Below are 16,867 nucleotides of genomic sequence, written 5' to 3'. Positions count from 1 at the left end.
ACAGTGGGGACGATTCGGTCGGGACGGCCGGTACCGCGAGCCAGGAGGATCCCATGCATCGGCGCATCTTCGGACTGGAGGTCGAGTACGGGGTCACCTGCACCTTCCGCGGTCAGCGGCGGCTGTCACCGGACGAGGTCGCCCGCTACCTCTTCCGGCGTGTCGTCTCGTGGGGACGGTCCTCCAACGTGTTCTTGGAGAACGGCGCTCGCCTGTACCTCGACGTGGGCAGCCACCCCGAGTACGCCACCGCCGAGTGCGACTCGGTCAAGGCGGTCGTGGCGCACGACAAGTCGGGCGAGCGGATCCTCGAGGGGCTGGTCGAGCAGGCCGAGGAACGGCTGCACGAGGAGGGGATCGCCGGGACGATCTACCTGTTCAAGAACAACACCGACTCGGCCGGCAACTCCTACGGCAGCCACGAGAACTACCTGGTCGCCAGGTTCGGCGAGTTCCAGAAGCTCGCCGACACCCTGATCCCGTTCCTGGTGAGCCGGCAGATCTTCGCCGGGGCCGGGAAGGTGCTGCAGACCCCACGCGGGGCGGTCTACTCGATCTCCCAGCGAGCCGAGCACATCTGGGAGGGGCTGTCGTCGGCAACGACCCGGTCCCGGCCGATCATCAACTCGCGTGACGAACCGCACGCCGACGCCGAACGGTTCCGTCGGCTCCACGTGATCGTCGGCGACTCCAACATGGGGGAGTACACCACCTGGCTGAAGGTTGCGACCTGCGACCTGGTGCTGCGCATGATCGAGTCCGGGGCGGTCATGCGTGACCTGTCCCTGGACAACCCCATCCGCGCGATCCGCGAGATCAGCCACGACATGACCTGCACCCGGCGGGTCAAGCTGGTCGGCGGGCGCGAGCTGTCGGCGTTGGAGATCCAGCGGGAGTACCACGCCCGCGTCACCCAGTTCGTGCAGTCCACAGGGTCCGACCCGGACACCGACGAGGTGCTGGCGGAGTGGGGTCGTGTGCTCGACACCCTCGAGGACGACCCCCTCAAGCTGTCCCGCGAGATCGACTGGGTGACGAAGTACCAGCTGATCGACGACTACCGGCGCAAGCACGACCTGCCGCTGTCCCACCCACGCGTGGCGATGCTGGACCTGCAGTACCACGACGTGAACACCACGCGCGGCCTGTACTACGTCCTGCAGCGCAACGACAAGGTCGACCGGGTGACCGACGACCACACGATCCAGACCGCCATGTCGACGCCGCCCCAGACCACCCGGGCGAAGCTGCGCGGCGACTTCATCCGCGAGGCGAAGCGCAAGCGTCGTGACTTCACCGTCGACTGGGTCCACCTCAAGCTCAACGACCAGGCCCAGCGGACCGTGCTGTGCAAGGACCCGTTCACCCACGACGACGAACGAGTCGCCAAGCTCATCGCGTCCATGTGACCCCGGCACCTGCTGGGTTCTAGGATCGAACGCATGAGCCACCCTGCCTCCGCCATCCGGTCCGCCCACGCCCTCCACGGCGTCATCGAACCCCTGCACGCCATCATGTACTTCGCCAAGGAGGTGCACGACCGCCTCGAGGCGCTGGGCATGGAGCCGAGGGGGGAGGGGTACGTGGCCAGCAGGGCGGCGCCGATGGGTGCGGTCGGGCCGGGCGCGGCCACCGCGGCGTTCTACGGGTTCAACCCGGCGGTCCTGCACTACGCCCTTCCCGCCGCCTGGGACAAGGCCTCCCCGTCCGCGGTCCTGACCGCACGCGCAGAAGGGGTGCAGGAGGTCTTCGAGCGAGTCCAGGCCCCCTCCGACGGGGTCGCCGAGGCGATCGAGCTGGCCAGCCGTGCCACGACGGGCCTCGACTGCGCCGGCCGATCGCTCGCCGCGGCCAACGCCCAGGTCCCGCTCACCGGCATGCCGTTCGCCGACCTGTGGCAGGTCACCGCCGTCCTGCGGGAGCATCGGGGCGACGGCCACCTGGCGGTGCTGCTGACCCACGAGCTGGGGCCCGTGGACGCCATGGTGCTCTACGCGACGTGGCAGGACCGGGTTTCGCGACGGTTCCTCCAGCGAAGCCGCATGTGGGACGACGACGCCTGGGCGGCCGCCGAGACGCGCCTCCGGACGCGTGGGTGGATGGACACCGACGGCCAGCTGACCGAGGAGGGGATCGCCAACCGGGATGCGATCGAAGCGCACACCGACCGCTTGGCCGCCCCGCCGTACGCGGTCCTCGGCGAGGCGGACTCCAGACGACTGTTCGACCTGATCCGTCCGATCGCCGCGGCCCTCAACGACGGTGGCGCCTACCCCCGACCATGGGCGTTGCCCGAGACCTTCTAGGCGCCTTCGGCCGGCTGTCCCTACTCGTCCAGGTGGACTCGCTCCCCGTGCCGATCGAAGATCATGAGCATCTCCACCGGTCCACCTGCTCCGCCGAACGCATGTGGGGTCATCGTGTCGAAGGACGCCGCTTGACCCTCCCGCACGAGGATCTCGCGCTGCCCCAGGAGCAGCCGCGCCGTTCCCTCGAGCACCGTGAACCAGTCGTAGCCGGGGTGCACCCTCGGCTCCTGCGGACTGGTCACCTCGGGATAGCGGATCTTCACCACCTGCCGACCGCTGGGGTCGTCGGGGCGTGACAGGGGCCAGCGGATGATCCCGCGGTGCTCGTCCCGCTGGGGACGGATCACGACGTCCTCGAGGTCGGGGCCGGCGAGCAGGTCGTCGACGGAGGAGTCCAGGGCGTTGGCGAGCGCCACCAGATGGTCCAGGGCAAGCCGTCGGTGGCCCGTCTCGATGCGGCTGATCGTCGAGGCCCCCATGTGCGCGCGACGGCCGAGCTCGTCCAGCGACCACCCACGCGCCAGGCGCAGGCTGCGGAGTCGCTGACGGACCGCGTCCTCGACCCCGACGCCGCCGTTGTGGTGTCCCTCGTCTTGCGTCATCGGCAAGAGTCTATGCCGGTGGCGACTGGGATGCATACGGTCCATGCATGACCAACTCAACGCACCAGCACGCTGAGCACGCCCACGGGCACCACCACGACCACGAGGACATCGACTGGGACGCCATGGGCGAGACCCTGGAGGAGGAGGGGACCGTCGTCGCCCCGATGCTCGAGGACATCCTCGGCTGGGTCGACGGCCTGCTGCAGGACCGAGGGCGGCCCCCAGGACGGATCCTCGACGTCGGCTCGGGACCGGGGGTCGGCAGCATCGCCATGCTCCAGCGCTGGCCGGCGGCGTCAGCCGTGGCGGTTGATGCGGGCGCGGGCCTGCTCGCCCGAGCCGAACGGCGGGCAGCCGACCTCGGGCTGGCCGGTCGCCTGACCACCGTCGAACGACGCCTTCCAGCCGACCTGACGGACCTCGGCCGCTTCGACCTGGTGTGGGTCTCGATGGTGCTGCACCACCTGGGCGACGGCACCGAGGCCGTGCGAACCCTCGCCGACCTGCTGGAGCCCGGCGGATACCTCGTGGCGGTGGACTTCGGTGACCCGATGACGTTCCTGCCCGAGGACCTTCCCGAGGACCTTCAGGTGGGCCCTCCCGGGCTGGCCGAGCGGTTGGAGGCCGCCGTCACCGCGTGGCTGCGACACGGCCACGGGCACGAGGACGTTCCGGACGACGCCACGGTCAACGGTGACGTCGACGCCCTGGCCCGGGCTGCTGGGCTGGACGTCGTGGCGGTGCGTGACGTGCGCCTTCGCTTCGAGCGTCCGCTGGACGTCCCGTCCCGACGGCTGTTCGCCGGTCACCTGCGTCGGTTCCACGCCGTCCTCGGGGACCACCTCGACCCCGAGGACATGGCTGCCCTCGAGTCGTTGCTGGACGACGCGTCCGCCGAGGGGGTCACGCGCAGCGGCCTGCTGCACCTCGACACCTCCCGGCGGGTGCACGTCATCGCCGCGCCGACGAGCTGAGCGACCCGGACGCGGCTACCCGCCGCCGGGCCTGCCGACCGCGGGGTCCGGTGGTGGGGGAGGTTCCTCCTCCTCCGGCGGTGGCGCCGGTTCGGGCTCCGGTGCCGGCTCCGGCGGCGGAGGCGGTGGTGGTGGTGGTGGCGGCGGTGGTGGTGGCGGTGGCGGCGGTGGCGGGGCTGGATCCGTCGTCGGGCGCCCCTGGGGGTTGTCCGGAGGCAGCGGCTGCTGCGGGTTGGGGTTGTCCGTCGGACCGGTCGGCGGTTCGGGCTCGGGTTCGGGCTCGGGGACGGCGGTCGGCTGGTCGGTGGGTGCGGCCGGCGGCGGGGGCGGGGGGACCGACCCGGTGGAGATGCCGATGGTGATCTGCTCGCCCGCGGGCACGACGGTGCCGCCGCGCGGCTGCTGCCAGACCACCTGGCCGGCCGGACGTTCGCTGTCGACCTCGGTCGTGCGCGCGGACAGGCCGACGTCGGCCAGCTCGCGGTAGGCATCGAACTCCTGCAGGGTCCGCACGTCGGGGACCTCGACGTCGCCCTCCTCGACCTCGCGTTCGTACCCGCCCGGTGGTTCGGTCGGGAACTCGATCGGCTCGATGCCCTCCAGGGCCCGGGCCATGAAGTCGTGCCAGATCTGGGAGGGCTGGCGGCCGGACGACACGCCGGACATGGCGATCCGTCCCTCTGGATGACCGACCCAGACCGAGGTGGACAGCACGGGGGTGTAGCCGGTGAACCACGCATCGGCGTTGGACTGCGACGTTCCGGTCTTGCCACCCGCTCGCCAGCCCAGGTTGGCGATGTTGGCGCGGCCCGCGGTGCCACAGCAGACGACCTGCTGCATGGTGTCGACCATGATCTCGTTGACGACCGGGTCGAAGATCTGGGTCGGCACCGTCGGGCGGGCGTACAGGACGTTGCCCTGCTGGTCCTCGACGCGGTCGATGAGGCTCGGCTCGATCCATGCGCCGGCGTTGGCGAACGCGGCGAACGCGCCGGCCATCTCCAGCGTGGTCACCCCGTTGGTCAGACCGCCGAGCGCGATCGACGGGTTGATGATGACCTGGCCGGTGATCGGGTCCCGAAGCGCCGCGTTGGTGTCGATGCCCAGCTGGTTGGCCAGGTTCACGACGTTCTCCGGCCCGACGATGAGCATCAGCTGGGCGAACGCCGTGTTGACGGAGCTCACCAGCGCACGACGCATCGTGATCGGTCCGTAGCTGGCGTTGCCGAAGTTCTTGACGCCGCGGTCCTCCCACTCGTCGCCCGTCTCGAACCGGGTGGGGCTGGCACCCGGCAGCGTCATCGAGGGCGAGAACCCGATCTCCAGGGCCGTGGCCATGACCAGCGGCTTCCACCCCGACCCCGGCTGCCGCCGGCCCTGGGTCGCGAAGTTGTACTGCTCCCGGTCGAAGTCGCTGCCGCCGTAGATGGCCCGGATCTGCCCGGTGCGCGGGTCCACGCTGGACAGCGCTGCCGTGGGGGTCGGGTCGGGGAAGTAGGAGAGGACGACCTCCTCGGCGATCTGCTGCAGCCGCGGGTCGAAGGAGGTGTAGACGTTGAGGCCGCCGTTCAGCAGCACCTCGTTGCGCTCCAGGCGCGTGTCCCCGAACTCCTCGAGCGTGTAGAACTCCTGCTTGACCGCCTCGGCGATGAAGGGGTCCGAGGGCTGCTCGATCACGCGAGGGGCGATCTGCAGCGGGGCGTTCAGCTCGGTCTCGAGCTGCTCGGGGGCAAGCCATCCCTCCTCCACCATCGCGCGCAGCGTTGCGTCGCGGCGGCGGACGGCGATGTCGGGGAAGCGCCGCGGGTCGGTGGCGCCGGGGGAGCGGATCTGGCCGGCGAGCGTGGCGGCCTCACCGGGGGTCAGCTGGTCGACGGTCTTGTGGTAGTACTCCTCGGCCGCAGCGGCGATCCCGTAGGCGCCGCCACCGAAGTAGACCTGGTTGAGGTACCGCTCGAGGATCTCCTCCTTGGTCAGCTCGCGCTCGAGCGCCATGGCGAAGGCGACCTCCGTGAGCTTTCGCTGCAGGGAGATGTCGTCGCCGACCTCGGACTTGGCCAGCTGCTGGGTGATCGTCGAGCCACCCTGGGAGACGTCGCGGGTGCGCAGGTTCTCCAGCAGCGCACGGCCGAAGCCCTCCACGTCGAACCCGTCGTGCTCGTAGAACCGGCGGTCCTCGGCGGCCAGCACGGCGTTCTGCACGTGCGGTGGGATCTCGTCGAGGGTGACGATCGTGCGGTCCACCTCGTCGTGCAGGACCGCGATGACGCTGCCGTCGGCGGCGTAGACCGTCGAGGTCTGGTCCAGGCCGGCGAGCTCGACCTCGGCCGGGACCTGCACGCCGAAGCCGACGCTGTTCGCCAGGCCCTCACCTGCGGGGGCGAGCAGCATCGAGGCGATCCATCCGAGGATCAGGAAGCCCACCAGCAGCCCGGCGAACAGGCCGCCGGTGCGCAGGAGGATGAGGACGCCGCCCTTGGTGATCTGCAGGGCGCGGTCGGATGATTGAGTGTTTTCGGACATGACCGCTTGCCGGTGGACGACGGTGGACTCGGGCACAGTCTCGCACGGTGGACCACGGTTCTCCGCAGCTGTCACCGTCCGTTTGCATGGTTTGACCGCGCGTCCGAACGGGGACTGGCGCACACCGCGTGAAGGGGCAGCCGCGATCCCCCGCCGCGGCCGCTAGCCTGACCGCCCGGTGGTGGATCGACTCGAACGGCTGATCAACCTCGTCATCGCGCTGCGCGAGACGAGGCGTCCGCTGACGGTCGACGCCATCAACGAGCGCGTGGCCGGCTACGAAGGGGACCGGACCGACGCATGGCGTCGGATGTTCGAGCGCGACAAGGCCGACCTCCGCGACCTCGGGGTCCCCCTGCGGACCGAACGGGTCGACCGGTTCGACGAGACGCTCGGCTACCGGATCGACCCGGCGGACTACGACCTCCCCGACATCACCTTCGAACCCGCCGAGCTGACCGCCCTCGCGCTGGCCGTGCAGCTGACCGGCCTCGGTGACGAAGCCGCACCCGGCCTGGACAAGCTGGCCGTCGGCGCGGACCTGCCGGGCACGACCCGTGGGGTCGGGCGCCTGCCGCTGGAGCTGGGCCTGGACGCGCCCAACCGCGGCACCCTGACCGACGCCCTGCTGGAACGCCGGCGCGTCCGCTTCGCCTATCGACGGCCGGCGGACGTCGGCGAGGCCACGACCACCCGCAGGGTCGAACCCCACGCGCTGCTGCACCACCGTGGACGGTGGTACCTGCGGGGCCACGACCTGGACCGCGGGGCCCTCCGGACCTTCAGGCTCGACCGCATCGAGGGAACGGTGCGCCTGACCGGTGAGGCCGGGGCGTTCGTGATCCCCGACGAGGCCCCCGACCCCCGAGAGGTCGTGCCGGGCGCCGACCTCGACCCGGTGGACGCCGTCGTGCTGGCCGACGCCGAGATCGCCTGGACCGTCGCACGCCGTGCCCGCGGTGCCGGCGAGGCCGCGGACCGCCCGGGCTGGCGTCGCTTCACCATCCGGGTGACCGACCCCGAGAGCTTCGTGTCGTGGGTCCTCGACCAGGGGCCGGCCATCGAGGTGGTCCAGCCCACCGACCTGCGGGCACGGGTCATCACCCACCTCCAGGGATTGCTGGGATGAACCCCACGCTCGCCCGCCTGCAGCGGCTGCTGGTCATGGTGCCGTGGCTGCTGGACCACCCCGGCGTGCACGTCGAGGAGGTCGCCGAGCGGTTCGACGTCGCTCCCGGCGACGTCCTCGACGACCTGGACGTCCTGGGCTACTGCGGTCTGCCGGGGTACGGCGGCGGCGACCTCATCGAGGTGTCGATCAGCGGTGACCGCGTCGCCGTGCGCATGGCGGAGTTCTTCGCCCGGCCGCTGGCCCTCTCGGTGCGCGAGGGCCTGGCCCTGCTGATGGCGGCCCGGGCCACCCGCGACAGCGGGATCCTCGCCGAGGGCCACGGGCCGCTGGAGTCGGCGATCCTCAAGCTGACCGACCACCTCGGCGGTCAGGCCGGTGTGCCGGTGGTGCTCGACATCGACGCGGGCGGCTCGGACCTGCTGCGCCGCCTGATGCCCGCGGTCGCCGATCAGCGCGTGGTGCGGATCACCTACCGCTCGGCGTCCAAGGAGGAGACCACGGTCCGCGAGGTCGAGCCGTGGGCGCTGCGAAGCACGAGCGGTGCCTGGTACCTGCAGGGCCACTGCCGCCTCGCCGGGGACACCCGCGCGTTCCGTCTGGACCGGATCCGCGACCTGGTGGTCAGCGACGAGCGGGCCCCCGATCCGCCCGAGGAGCCGCCGCGCCCCCCGATCTACGAGCCGACCGACGCCGACCCCGTCGTCGTCATCGACGTCGGGCCCGAGTCGGCCTGGGTCACCGACCACGTCGTGCTGTCGGATCGCGAGCAGCTCGACGACGGCCGGCTGCGGCTGACCTTCCGTGCCGCGACGCTCGAATGGGCGGCGGGCCTGCTGGTCCGGCTCGGCGCCACGGCCACCGTGGTCACCCCGGATGCACTCCGCGACCTGGTCCGGTCCCGCGCAGCCGACGTACTAGTCAACTACGGCCAGGGTTGACCCCCTCGATGTGATGGTTTGGGCCTGCGACGGACTCCGGACGCTCAAGGTTCCGTGATCCCCCGCCGATGCTGTGGGTGTGCGAGCCGCCCACCGACGGGCCTCGGACGGATGGAACCCCTGACTCGAAGGACTCGAGACCCAATGACGACGATCAAGGCCACGTGCCCCACCTGCGGTGAAGTTGCGCTTACCCCCGACGACATCGAGCTGCGTGTGGACCAGGACCGTACCGAGGGCTCCTTCTACGGGTTCGAGTGCCCTCGCTGCACCGCCCAGGTCCGCAAGCCGGCCGACGAGCGTGTCGTCCGCCTGCTGGTCAGCGGCGGCGTCCCCGCCCTGCCGGTGGAGGACGAGGAGGTGCGTGTCCGGCTGAGCGAACGCTTCGACCACCCGCGCATCACCCACGACGACCTGCTGGACTTCCACCAGGTTCTTCAGGACGACTCATGGTTCGAGCAACTGCTGAGCGACGCCGCCTGATCGGCCCAGCGCCACACGACCCCACGACGCCCCGGCACCCGCCGCGGGCGTCGTTGCCTGTTCGGACTCGTGGCTGGTCGGACAGCAGGAACCGACGGGGTTGCCAGCGAACTCTCGGTGAACGTGGCGGTTCGCGTCACGCGTGCGGCGACGGGTCGTTGTGACCGTCGTACACTCGACTGACGTTGCGGTCACCCTGTGACGCCTTCGGCAACGCCCACCCTCAAGGACCTCCCATGAATCTCGGCCCCACTGAAATCATCGTCCTCGCCGTGCTGGTCATCGTGCTCTTCGGCGCCAAGAAGCTGCCGGAGCTCGGCAGCTCGGTCGGCAAGACCATCACGAACTTCCGCAAGGGCATGTCCGAGGCCGAGCTGGAGGCCCAGGAAGAGGCCAGGGCGCAGTCCCGCAGCGAGTCCAGCGACTCCACCGACGCCTGATCACGGCGGCGCCGGCTGACCCCAGCCGCCCCCGGTTCGACTGCTCGTGACCGCGACTGCTGACCCGCCCGTGTCCTCGGAGGACTACGAGGGCGAGGAGATGACCCTCTGGGAGCACCTGGAGGAGCTGCGGTCGCGCCTGTTCAAGGCCGCGCTGGCCCTGATGGTGACGTTCGTCATCGGGTTCGTCCTCAACGAGTTCGTCTTCGACATCCTCATCAAGCCGTACTGCTCGCTGGACCCGAGCCTGCGCGTGTCCAGCGCGATCTTCGACGACGAGTCCTGCCGGCTGGTCTTCTCCGACGTGCTGGGGGCGTTCAAGGTCCGCCTGAAGGCCGCGTCGGTGATCGCCATCACCTTCGGCGGTCCGGTCGTCTTCTACCAGCTTTGGGCGTTCATCGTCCCCGGGCTGAAGGCGCAGGAGAAGAAGTTCGCGGCCCCGTTCTTCTTCCTCAGCCAGTTCCTCTTCCTGCTGGGCGCGGCGTTCAGCTACTTCGTGATCCCCAAGGGCCTGGAGTTCCTCCTCAGCTTCGGCGGGTCGAACCTGATCAGCCTCATGGACGCCGACCGCTACATCAGCTTCCTGATCCGCACGATGATCGGGTTCGGCGTCTCGTTCGAGTACCCGCTGCTCGTCGCGATCCTCGTCCTGATGGGCGTCGTCAGCCATGCCTGGCTCAAGGAGTACCGCCGCCACGCGTTCTTCGGGGCGTTCGTGGCCGCTGCGGTCATCACACCGTCCCAGGACCCGGCCACGATGATCGTGATGGCCCTGCCGCTGGCGCTCTTCTACGAGATCTGCATCGTGTTCGCCAAGTTCGTCGAACGTGGGCGGGATGTCGACGCCGACCCCGAGGTCGACGCCGCGACGTGAGCGACCACGCCGCCGACACCGACGACGACCAGCCTCTGCTGACCAACGAACCCCTCGAGCGGTTCGCGGCCGGGCTGGACTTCCCGCTCGACCACTTCCAGCGGAAGGGCATCCTGGCCCTGTCCGAGGGCCGCTCGGTGCTCGTGGCCGCGCCCACCGGGGCCGGCAAGACCCTCGTGGGCGAGTTCGCCCTGTGGCACGCGCTGAAGCGGGGCCGCAAGGCCTTCTACACCACCCCCATCAAGGCGCTGTCCAACCAGAAGTTCAACGACCTGCGCGCACTCCACGGGGAGGAGAACGTCGGCCTGCTTACCGGCGACAACGTGATCAACGGTGAGGCGCCCCTCGTCGTGATGACCACCGAGGTGCTGCGCAACATGCTCTACGAGCAGTCCAGCACCCTCCACGGCCTCGACGCCGTCGTGCTTGACGAGGTGCACTACCTCGCCGACCGCGACCGTGGCGCGGTGTGGGAGGAGGTCATCATCCAGCTGCCGCTGCAGGTGACCATCGCCGCGCTGTCGGCCACCGTCAGCAACGCCGAGGAGTTCGGGGCCTGGCTCGCCGACGTCCGGCACGGCTGCGACGTGATCGTCTCCGAGCTGCGACCCGTCCCGCTGGAGCACCACTACGCCGTCAACGACAAGCTCTACCCGGTCTTCCGCTCCGGCGCCCGCGGTGCCGGCGGCAAGAAGGCCTCGGAGTCGGACAAGGAGAAGGCCGTCCAGGCACGCGGCGGACGGCCCAACCCCGAGGTCCTGATGCTCGAGCGCAAGGCCGGGCAGCGCAACCGGGTCACCCGCAAGGGCAACCGCGTCGGTGGAGGTGTCCGCCTCCGCTACCCCTCACGAGCCGACATCACGAGGATGCTCGCCCAGCGCAAGTGGCTGCCGGCCATCACCTTCATCTTCAGCCGTGCCGCCTGCGACGACGCCGTCGAGCAGGTCGTGTCCTCCGGGGTGCAGCTGACGACGGTGGAGGAGCGCGAACGCATCCGCGAGATCGTCCGGCGCCGCACCGACGTCCTGCCCACCGCGGACCTGACGATGCTGGGGTACGGGGCCTGGCTGCACAGCCTCGAACGTGGGGTCGCCGCCCACCACGCCGGCATGGTCCCGGTGTTCAAGGAAACGGTCGAGGAGCTGTTCTCCGCCGGGCTCGTGAAGATGGTGTTCGCCACCGAGACCCTTGCGCTCGGCATCAACATGCCGGCCCGTACGGTGGTCATCGAACGCCTCGAGAAGTGGAACGGCAAGCGCCACGAGCTGCTGACCCCCGGCCAGTTCACCCAGCTGACCGGCCGGGCCGGCCGACGCGGCAAGGACACCGTGGGGCACGCCGTCGTGTCCTACCAGCGCGACGTGGAGTTCGAGGTCGTCGCCGGCCTGGTCGGCCGCCGGACCGAACGGCTCGTCAGCCGCTTCGCCCCCTCCTACAACATGGCCGTCAACCTGCTGCGCCGACAGGGCGTGGAGGAGTCGATCGAGCTGCTCGGCCAGTCCTTCGCGCAGTTCCAGGCGGACGGGCAGTCCTCCGGCCGGGCCGACGAGATCGCGAAGAACCATCGTGCCCTCGAGGGATACGCCGCCCACCTGCAGTCCGACTACGGCGACTTCGAGGAGTACTGGGCGATCCGTCGCGAGCTGTCCCGCATCGAGGCCGACGGGGCCAAGACCCGGCGCGCCCGTCGGACGGCTGCGGTGGAGGAGGCCATCGAGACCCTCCGGCCCGGCGACGTGATCCAGGTCCCCGGGGGACGACGCGGGCAGACGATGCTCGCTGCCGTCGTGACCACCACCAGCGCCAAGTCCGGCACACCCCTGGCCACGGTCGTCACCGAGGACCGTCGCCAGACCCGCGTGGGACCCCGCGAGTTCGACCGCCCACCGGAGCCGGTCGGCTTCGTGCGGCTGCCCAACAAGGGCGGCCCCCGGCAGCCGGCCTACCGCAAGGAAGTCCAGCGGCTGCTGTTCGACGTCGATCCCGCCGGCTCGGGCCGTCGCGAGGACATCCCCGTCGACCAGCACCTGACGGAGCAGGTCAACGACCTGCGCACGCGCCTGCGCGAACACCCGGTGCACGCCGACCCCTCCTTGCACGAGATCGAGGTCTGGGCTCGCCGACACGACGAGCTGAAGGCGAAGACCGACCGCCTGGAGCGGACGATGCGCCATCGTACCCAGTCGCTCGTCACGGCGTTCACGTCGATCATCGACCTGCTCACGGGCCTCGGCTACCTCGACGAGACGCCTGCCCCGACCGAGGAGGGCCTACGGCTGGCCGGCCTGTACGCCGAGACCGACCTCGTCCTGGCGGAATGCCTGCGGTGGGGTGTCTTCGACGGCCTGAACGCCGCCGAGCTGGCGTCCATGGCCAGCGTCTTCACCTTCGAGGCCCGACGCGACGACGGGCCCCCAGTGCACATCCCGACCACGCGGCTGCACGACGCAGTCGATGCGGCCGAGCGGCACCTCCAGCGGATCGTGGACCTCGAGACGATGGCGGCCCTGCCCGCCACCAGGGACCTCGACGCCACCTTCATGGAGGTCGTGTACCGCTGGGCGCGGGGCTCGGACCTGGACCGCGCGCTCGGCACGACCGACATGACGCCCGGCGACTTCGTCCGCTCGACGAAGATGGTTGCCGACCTGGTCCGGCAGATCCGTGACTCCAGCGACGGTCCCCTGCGCGCCGTTGCCCGCGAGGCCAACGACCTGCTCGTCCGTGGCGTCGTGGCCTACTGATCGGCCTTTCGGCCCCGACGGGTCGTTAACCCAGCGTTCATCGGCAGGTACCTTCGTGCGGACATGAGCCGGCCGACCACGCTTCCCGCCCCGCTGCGCCTCACCGCCGTCGTGGGGCTGCTGTACGGATTCCTCGTCGGCGTCAGCCTGCTCGAGGGTGGGATCAAGGCCCTCGGGCCCGACATCCAGGAAGAGCTGTTCTCCAGCGTCGACAACCCGATCGCCGGTCTGCTGGTCGGTGTCCTCGCGACGGTGCTGGCGCAGTCCTCGTCGGTCACGACGTCCACCGTCGTCGGGCTCGTCGGCAGCGGGCTGCTCGGCGTCGGCGATGCGGTGCCGATGATCATGGGTGCCAACATCGGGACCACCGTCACCAACACCCTGGCCTCGCTGGGACACCTGCGCCGTCCCCACGAGTTCAAGCCGGCGTTCGCCGCGGCGACCGTCCACGACTTCTTCAACGTGCTCGCGGTGGCGCTGCTGCTGCCCCTGGAGCTCGCGACCGGCATCCTGCGTCGCGGCGCCGAGACGCTCAGCAGCCTGTTCGTCGGCTCCGCAGGGGCGACGTTCGACAGCCCCATCAAGAACGCCGTCAAGGCACCGGCCGGCTGGGTCGAGGACGGCGTGGCTGCCATGGGACCCTCCGGGACCTTCCTCGGACTGATCCTCCTCGCCCTGGGGCTGGCGGCGATCTTCGCCTGCCTGGCGCTGATCACCAAGAACATGCGGACCCTCGTCGCCGATCGGGTGGAGCGCTCCATCAACGAGGTACTCGGGCGTGGCGGCGGCCTCGCGGCGATGGCGATCGGCATCATCATCACCATCGCGGTGCAGTCCTCGTCGATCACCACGTCGATCCTGATCCCGCTGGCGGCCTCGGGGGTGCTGTCGCTGGCCAGCACCTACCCGGTGACGCTGGGGGCCAACGTCGGGACCACGGTCACGGCGCTCCTGGCGTCCCTCGCGACGGACCGTCCGGAGGCGCTGACCGTGGCGTTGGTGCACACCTTGTTCAACATCGCCGGTATCCTGCTGCTCTACCCGGTCCCTGCGCTCAGGCGGATCCCGCTTCGCCTCGCCGAGCGCATGGCCGAGACGGCAGCCACCAACCGTCAGGCCGTACTGCTGTACGTGGTCGGCCTGTTCATCGTCGTGCCCGCCCTGGGCGTGGCGCTCTTGAGATAGGGAGGCGCACATGGTCTTCAAGTTCCTGCGAGGCGGCGACACCGGCATGGAGTCGGTGGAGCGCATGGTGTCCACGATGCTCGGCGACTGTCGGCACAGCTTCGACGTGGCGCTGGCGTCCCTGACCGCCGGTGAGGACGTGCGTCAGGAGGGTGTGGACGTCCGCGAGACCGACCGACGAATCAACGCCATGGAGGAGCAGGTCCGGCGGGCCCTCGTCGTGCACGTCGCCGTGCAGGGCGGCGACGACGTCGGGCTGGTCATGACCTACCTGCTGCTGGTCAAGAAGCTCGAGCGGGTCGGGGACCAGAACAAGAACATCTTCGACCTCGCCGAGGACGGCCTGCGCCTGCACGGCGACGAACCCGACGTCGTCCTCGACCTGCGGGCCGAGGTGTCGGGCATGTTCGCCGAGGCCGGCCGGATCCTGCTCGAGCAGGACGAGGACGCCCTGGACCCCTTCGCCCTGCGCGCCGCGGAGATCCGCCACGAGCTGGACGATCACATCCGCGCCGCCAGCCGATCCGACGACCCGGCCCATGCCGTCGTGCCCCGCGTGCTGCTGTACCGCTACGTCAGCCGCATCGTCGCCAACCTCTCCAGCGTCGCCCAGGTGGGCATCGAGGGCATCGAACGCATCGAGCACGAACCCGACGGGTCGGACCTGGACGACTGACGTCGCCCGCGCCTGACCTACCGGGTCGCCGAGGCGACGACGCGGGCGGCCAGCTCGTACTTGCCCAGCGCCGGGATCACGTAGGCGCCGGCGACCAGCGGCCGGACCGCCTCCACCAGCTCCTCGGCGATGGCCACCCCCTCGTCGGGGGCTCGGTCACCCGCCGCGTCGAGGCGCTCGAAGATGGCCCGGGGGATCACGATCCCCGGAACCTCCTCGTGCAGGAACCGGGCCTGCTTGATGCCGAACAGCGGCATGATGCCCATGAGGACCGGCAGGTCGAACGGTCGGCCGTGGCGGGCCTCGAACGCCTCGAGGAACCGGTGGATGCGGGCGGGTTCGAACACCGCCTGCCCCAGCGCGAAGTGCGCGCCGGCCTCCATCTTGCGCTCGAGGACGTCGAGCTCGTGGTCCAGGTCGTCGGCGAACATGTTCAGGGCGCAGCCGACCGTGAACCCGGTCGGCCGACCGATGTCGTTGCCGCCCAGGTCCTCGCCGGCGTTCATGCGTCCGGCGATGGTCCCGATGAGGGCCGACGGGGCGATGTCGAAGGCATCCATCGCTTCGGGGAAGTCCCCGATGCGGGTGGGATCGCCCATGGTCACGAACAGGTTCCGCAGGCCGAGCGCATGGGCGGCCAGCAGGTCGCCCTGCACGCGCAGGAGGTTCCGCCCGCGGGTGGGGAAGTGGAGGATCGTCTCCAGGCCGACCTGTGACTGCAGCACCTGTGCGGCCGCCCACGGGCTCATCCGCATCCGCGCGGCGGGGCTGTCGGCCACGTCGATCAGGTGGGCGCCAGCATCGCGAAGCAGCTCGGCGGCACGCAGCAGGCGGCCGGTGTCGTGCCCCCGGGGTGGGCTGAGCTCGACGGTCACCGTGAACTGCTGCTGCGCCAGGCGGTAGCCGAGCTCGGTCGGTTCCACGGTCGGGGCGTCGCTGACCGGAGCCGCGGCAGGGGCGCTGAGGGCCACCGGCGCCGGCGGGGTCGGGTCGTCCAGGACCGCCCGCATGGCGGCGATGTGCTCCGGGGTGGTGCCACAGCACCCGCCGACGAGCTGCACGCCCACGGCCCGCAAGCGTTCGGTGGCCTGGGCGAAGTACTGCGGGGTTGCCGGGTAGAGGACCCGTCCACCGACCTGCTCGGCGAACCCGGCGTTGGGGTAGGCCGACAGGCGGGCGTCGGGGACCGACCGGCGCATCGCCTCGATGAGGCGCTGGATCTGGGCGGGACCGCCGGAGCAGTTCACGCCGATCACGTCGGCACCTGCGGCGTGCAGCTCGGTGGCCACCCGGCCCGGAAGCACCCCGAGCACGGTGCGGTCGTCCCGGGCGAACGTCGCGTGGGCGATGACGGGGACGTCGGGGTGGACCTCGTGGGCGGCGTCGAGCGCGGTCAGCAGCTCGCCGTGGTCGCCGAACGTCTCCAGCGCGATGACGTCGACGCCGTCGAGGGCCTGCAGCTGCTGGACGAAGGAGGCCTTCGCCTCGGCGGCAGACAGCCGGCCGTAGGGCGCCATGGGCACCCCCAGCGGGCCGACCGTGCCGGCCAGCAGCACGTCGGCGTCGCCGATGGCGGTTCGGGCAAGGTCCACCGCCGCCCGGTTGATCGCCTCGACGTCGTCGGCGTGCCCGTGGCGGCGCAGCTGCACCGCGTTGGCGGCGAAGGTGTTGGTGGACAGCAGGTCGACACCGGCAGCGACGTAGTCGCGGTGCAGGCGGAGGACCACCTCGGGGTCGGTCAGCACGAGCGCCTCGAAGCAGGCATCGCTGGGCAGGTCGGCGCGCAGGTGCAGCATCGTGCCGGTGGCGCCGTCGCCGAGGAGGGGCGTGCCGCTGTGCAACCGGTCCAGCAGGGGACGGTCGAGCGCGGCGGTGGTGGCCCGGGGGCCGGTGTCTGGGGCGGGTCGATCGGTCACGTGACCCGAAACGGTACGCGCGTGGCCCGCTTCGGGGAAACCCAACCTCCACGAGTACCATCCGGCGG

14 protein-coding genes are annotated in these 16,867 nt (G+C 70.5%); 11 read left to right on the top strand and 3 right to left on the bottom strand.

The annotated features are described in order from the left end of the window. Positions 1–53: 53 nt before the first annotated feature. The gene (gene pafA / locus CUC05_RS11935; protein ID WP_108666331.1) at positions 54–1,409 is read left to right on the top strand and encodes a Pup--protein ligase; all 1,356 of its coding nucleotides are present in this window, start codon (positions 54–56) and stop codon (positions 1,407–1,409) included. Between the two features lie 33 nt (positions 1,410–1,442). After that, positions 1,443–2,306 carry an SCO6745 family protein gene (locus CUC05_RS11930; protein WP_108666330.1) on the top strand — a complete coding sequence of 288 codons (864 nt, stop codon included), beginning with the start codon at positions 1,443–1,445 and terminating at the stop codon, positions 2,304–2,306. Positions 2,307–2,326: 20 nt separating this feature from the next. On the opposite strand, the gene CUC05_RS11925 is transcribed toward CUC05_RS11930, so the two are convergent. Next, entirely contained in the window at positions 2,327–2,911 is a 585-nt protein-coding gene (locus CUC05_RS11925; RefSeq protein ID WP_108666387.1) for a helix-turn-helix domain-containing protein, read from the bottom strand. Positions 2,912–2,958: 47 nt separating this feature from the next. Here CUC05_RS11925 and CUC05_RS11920 point away from each other — a divergent pair, with 47 nt between their 5' ends. After that, positions 2,959–3,888 (top strand): class I SAM-dependent methyltransferase, encoded by a 930-nt coding sequence (locus CUC05_RS11920; RefSeq protein ID WP_108666329.1) that lies wholly within the window; start codon positions 2,959–2,961, stop codon positions 3,886–3,888. 15 nt (positions 3,889–3,903) lie between these two features. On the opposite strand, the gene CUC05_RS11915 is transcribed toward CUC05_RS11920, so the two are convergent. After that, on the bottom strand, positions 3,904–6,447 hold the full coding sequence (locus CUC05_RS11915; RefSeq protein WP_108666328.1) for a penicillin-binding protein: 2,544 nt from the start codon (positions 6,445–6,447) through the stop codon (positions 3,904–3,906). A 142-nt stretch (positions 6,448–6,589) separates the two neighbouring features. Here CUC05_RS11915 and CUC05_RS11910 point away from each other — a divergent pair, with 142 nt between their 5' ends. From CUC05_RS11910 to CUC05_RS11875, 8 genes are all read left to right on the top strand, one after another. Further along, a complete protein-coding gene (locus CUC05_RS11910) occupies positions 6,590–7,540 on the top strand; it encodes a helix-turn-helix transcriptional regulator (protein ID WP_108666327.1) in 951 nt (316 codons plus the stop codon). Then, positions 7,537–8,481 carry a helix-turn-helix transcriptional regulator gene (locus tag CUC05_RS11905; RefSeq protein WP_108666326.1) on the top strand — a complete coding sequence of 315 codons (945 nt, stop codon included), beginning with the start codon at positions 7,537–7,539 and terminating at the stop codon, positions 8,479–8,481. Before CUC05_RS11910 ends, CUC05_RS11905 begins: the two co-directional genes overlap by 4 nt. 144 nt (positions 8,482–8,625) lie before the next feature. Further along, positions 8,626–8,964, top strand: coding sequence for a hypothetical protein (locus CUC05_RS25330; protein WP_205712286.1), 339 nt, complete (start codon positions 8,626–8,628; stop codon positions 8,962–8,964). A gap of 236 nt (positions 8,965–9,200) precedes the next feature. Then, positions 9,201–9,404, top strand: a complete 204-nt coding sequence (locus tag CUC05_RS11895; RefSeq protein ID WP_108666325.1) for a Sec-independent protein translocase subunit TatA/TatB — start codon at positions 9,201–9,203, stop codon at positions 9,402–9,404. 46 nt (positions 9,405–9,450) lie between these two features. Then, on the top strand, positions 9,451–10,278 hold the full coding sequence (tatC, locus tag CUC05_RS25325; RefSeq protein ID WP_108666324.1) for a twin-arginine translocase subunit TatC: 828 nt from the start codon (positions 9,451–9,453) through the stop codon (positions 10,276–10,278). Further along, positions 10,275–13,022: a DEAD/DEAH box helicase gene (locus CUC05_RS11885; protein WP_205712285.1), complete on the top strand. Its 2,748-nt coding sequence runs from the start codon at positions 10,275–10,277 to the stop codon at positions 13,020–13,022. Before tatC ends, CUC05_RS11885 begins: the two co-directional genes overlap by 4 nt. 63 nt (positions 13,023–13,085) lie before the next feature. Further along, a complete protein-coding gene (locus CUC05_RS11880) occupies positions 13,086–14,207 on the top strand; it encodes a Na/Pi symporter (protein ID WP_108666322.1) in 1,122 nt (373 codons plus the stop codon). Between the two features lie 10 nt (positions 14,208–14,217). Continuing rightward, positions 14,218–14,883 carry a PhoU domain-containing protein gene (locus tag CUC05_RS11875; protein ID WP_108666321.1) on the top strand — a complete coding sequence of 222 codons (666 nt, stop codon included), beginning with the start codon at positions 14,218–14,220 and terminating at the stop codon, positions 14,881–14,883. A gap of 17 nt (positions 14,884–14,900) precedes the next feature. On the opposite strand, the gene CUC05_RS11870 is transcribed toward CUC05_RS11875, so the two are convergent. Then, positions 14,901–16,799 (bottom strand): bifunctional homocysteine S-methyltransferase/methylenetetrahydrofolate reductase, encoded by a 1,899-nt coding sequence (locus CUC05_RS11870; RefSeq protein ID WP_157965476.1) that lies wholly within the window; start codon positions 16,797–16,799, stop codon positions 14,901–14,903. Between the last annotated feature and the right edge of the window lie 68 nt (positions 16,800–16,867).

The organism is Euzebya rosea (genome assembly GCF_003073135.1).
Classification (GTDB): domain Bacteria; phylum Actinomycetota; class Nitriliruptoria; order Euzebyales; family Euzebyaceae; genus Euzebya; species Euzebya rosea.
Note: the sequence above shows the minus strand (reverse complement) of the source record. Positions and strands in the feature narration are given on the sequence as shown.

Coding starts and splice junctions, on each gene's coding strand:
- pafA (WP_108666331.1), top strand. CDS start 54: ATGCATCGGCGCATCTTCGGACTGGAGGTCGAGTACGGGGTCACCTGC.
- CUC05_RS11930 (WP_108666330.1), top strand. CDS start 1,443: ATGAGCCACCCTGCCTCCGCCATCCGGTCCGCCCACGCCCTCCACGGC.
- CUC05_RS11925 (WP_108666387.1), bottom strand. CDS start 2,911: ATGACGCAAGACGAGGGACACCACAACGGCGGCGTCGGGGTCGAGGAC.
- CUC05_RS11920 (WP_108666329.1), top strand. CDS start 2,959: ATGACCAACTCAACGCACCAGCACGCTGAGCACGCCCACGGGCACCAC.
- CUC05_RS11905 (WP_108666326.1), top strand. CDS start 7,537: ATGAACCCCACGCTCGCCCGCCTGCAGCGGCTGCTGGTCATGGTGCCG.
- CUC05_RS25330 (WP_205712286.1), top strand. CDS start 8,626: ATGACGACGATCAAGGCCACGTGCCCCACCTGCGGTGAAGTTGCGCTT.
- CUC05_RS11895 (WP_108666325.1), top strand. CDS start 9,201: ATGAATCTCGGCCCCACTGAAATCATCGTCCTCGCCGTGCTGGTCATC.
- CUC05_RS11880 (WP_108666322.1), top strand. CDS start 13,086: ATGAGCCGGCCGACCACGCTTCCCGCCCCGCTGCGCCTCACCGCCGTC.
- CUC05_RS11875 (WP_108666321.1), top strand. CDS start 14,218: ATGGTCTTCAAGTTCCTGCGAGGCGGCGACACCGGCATGGAGTCGGTG.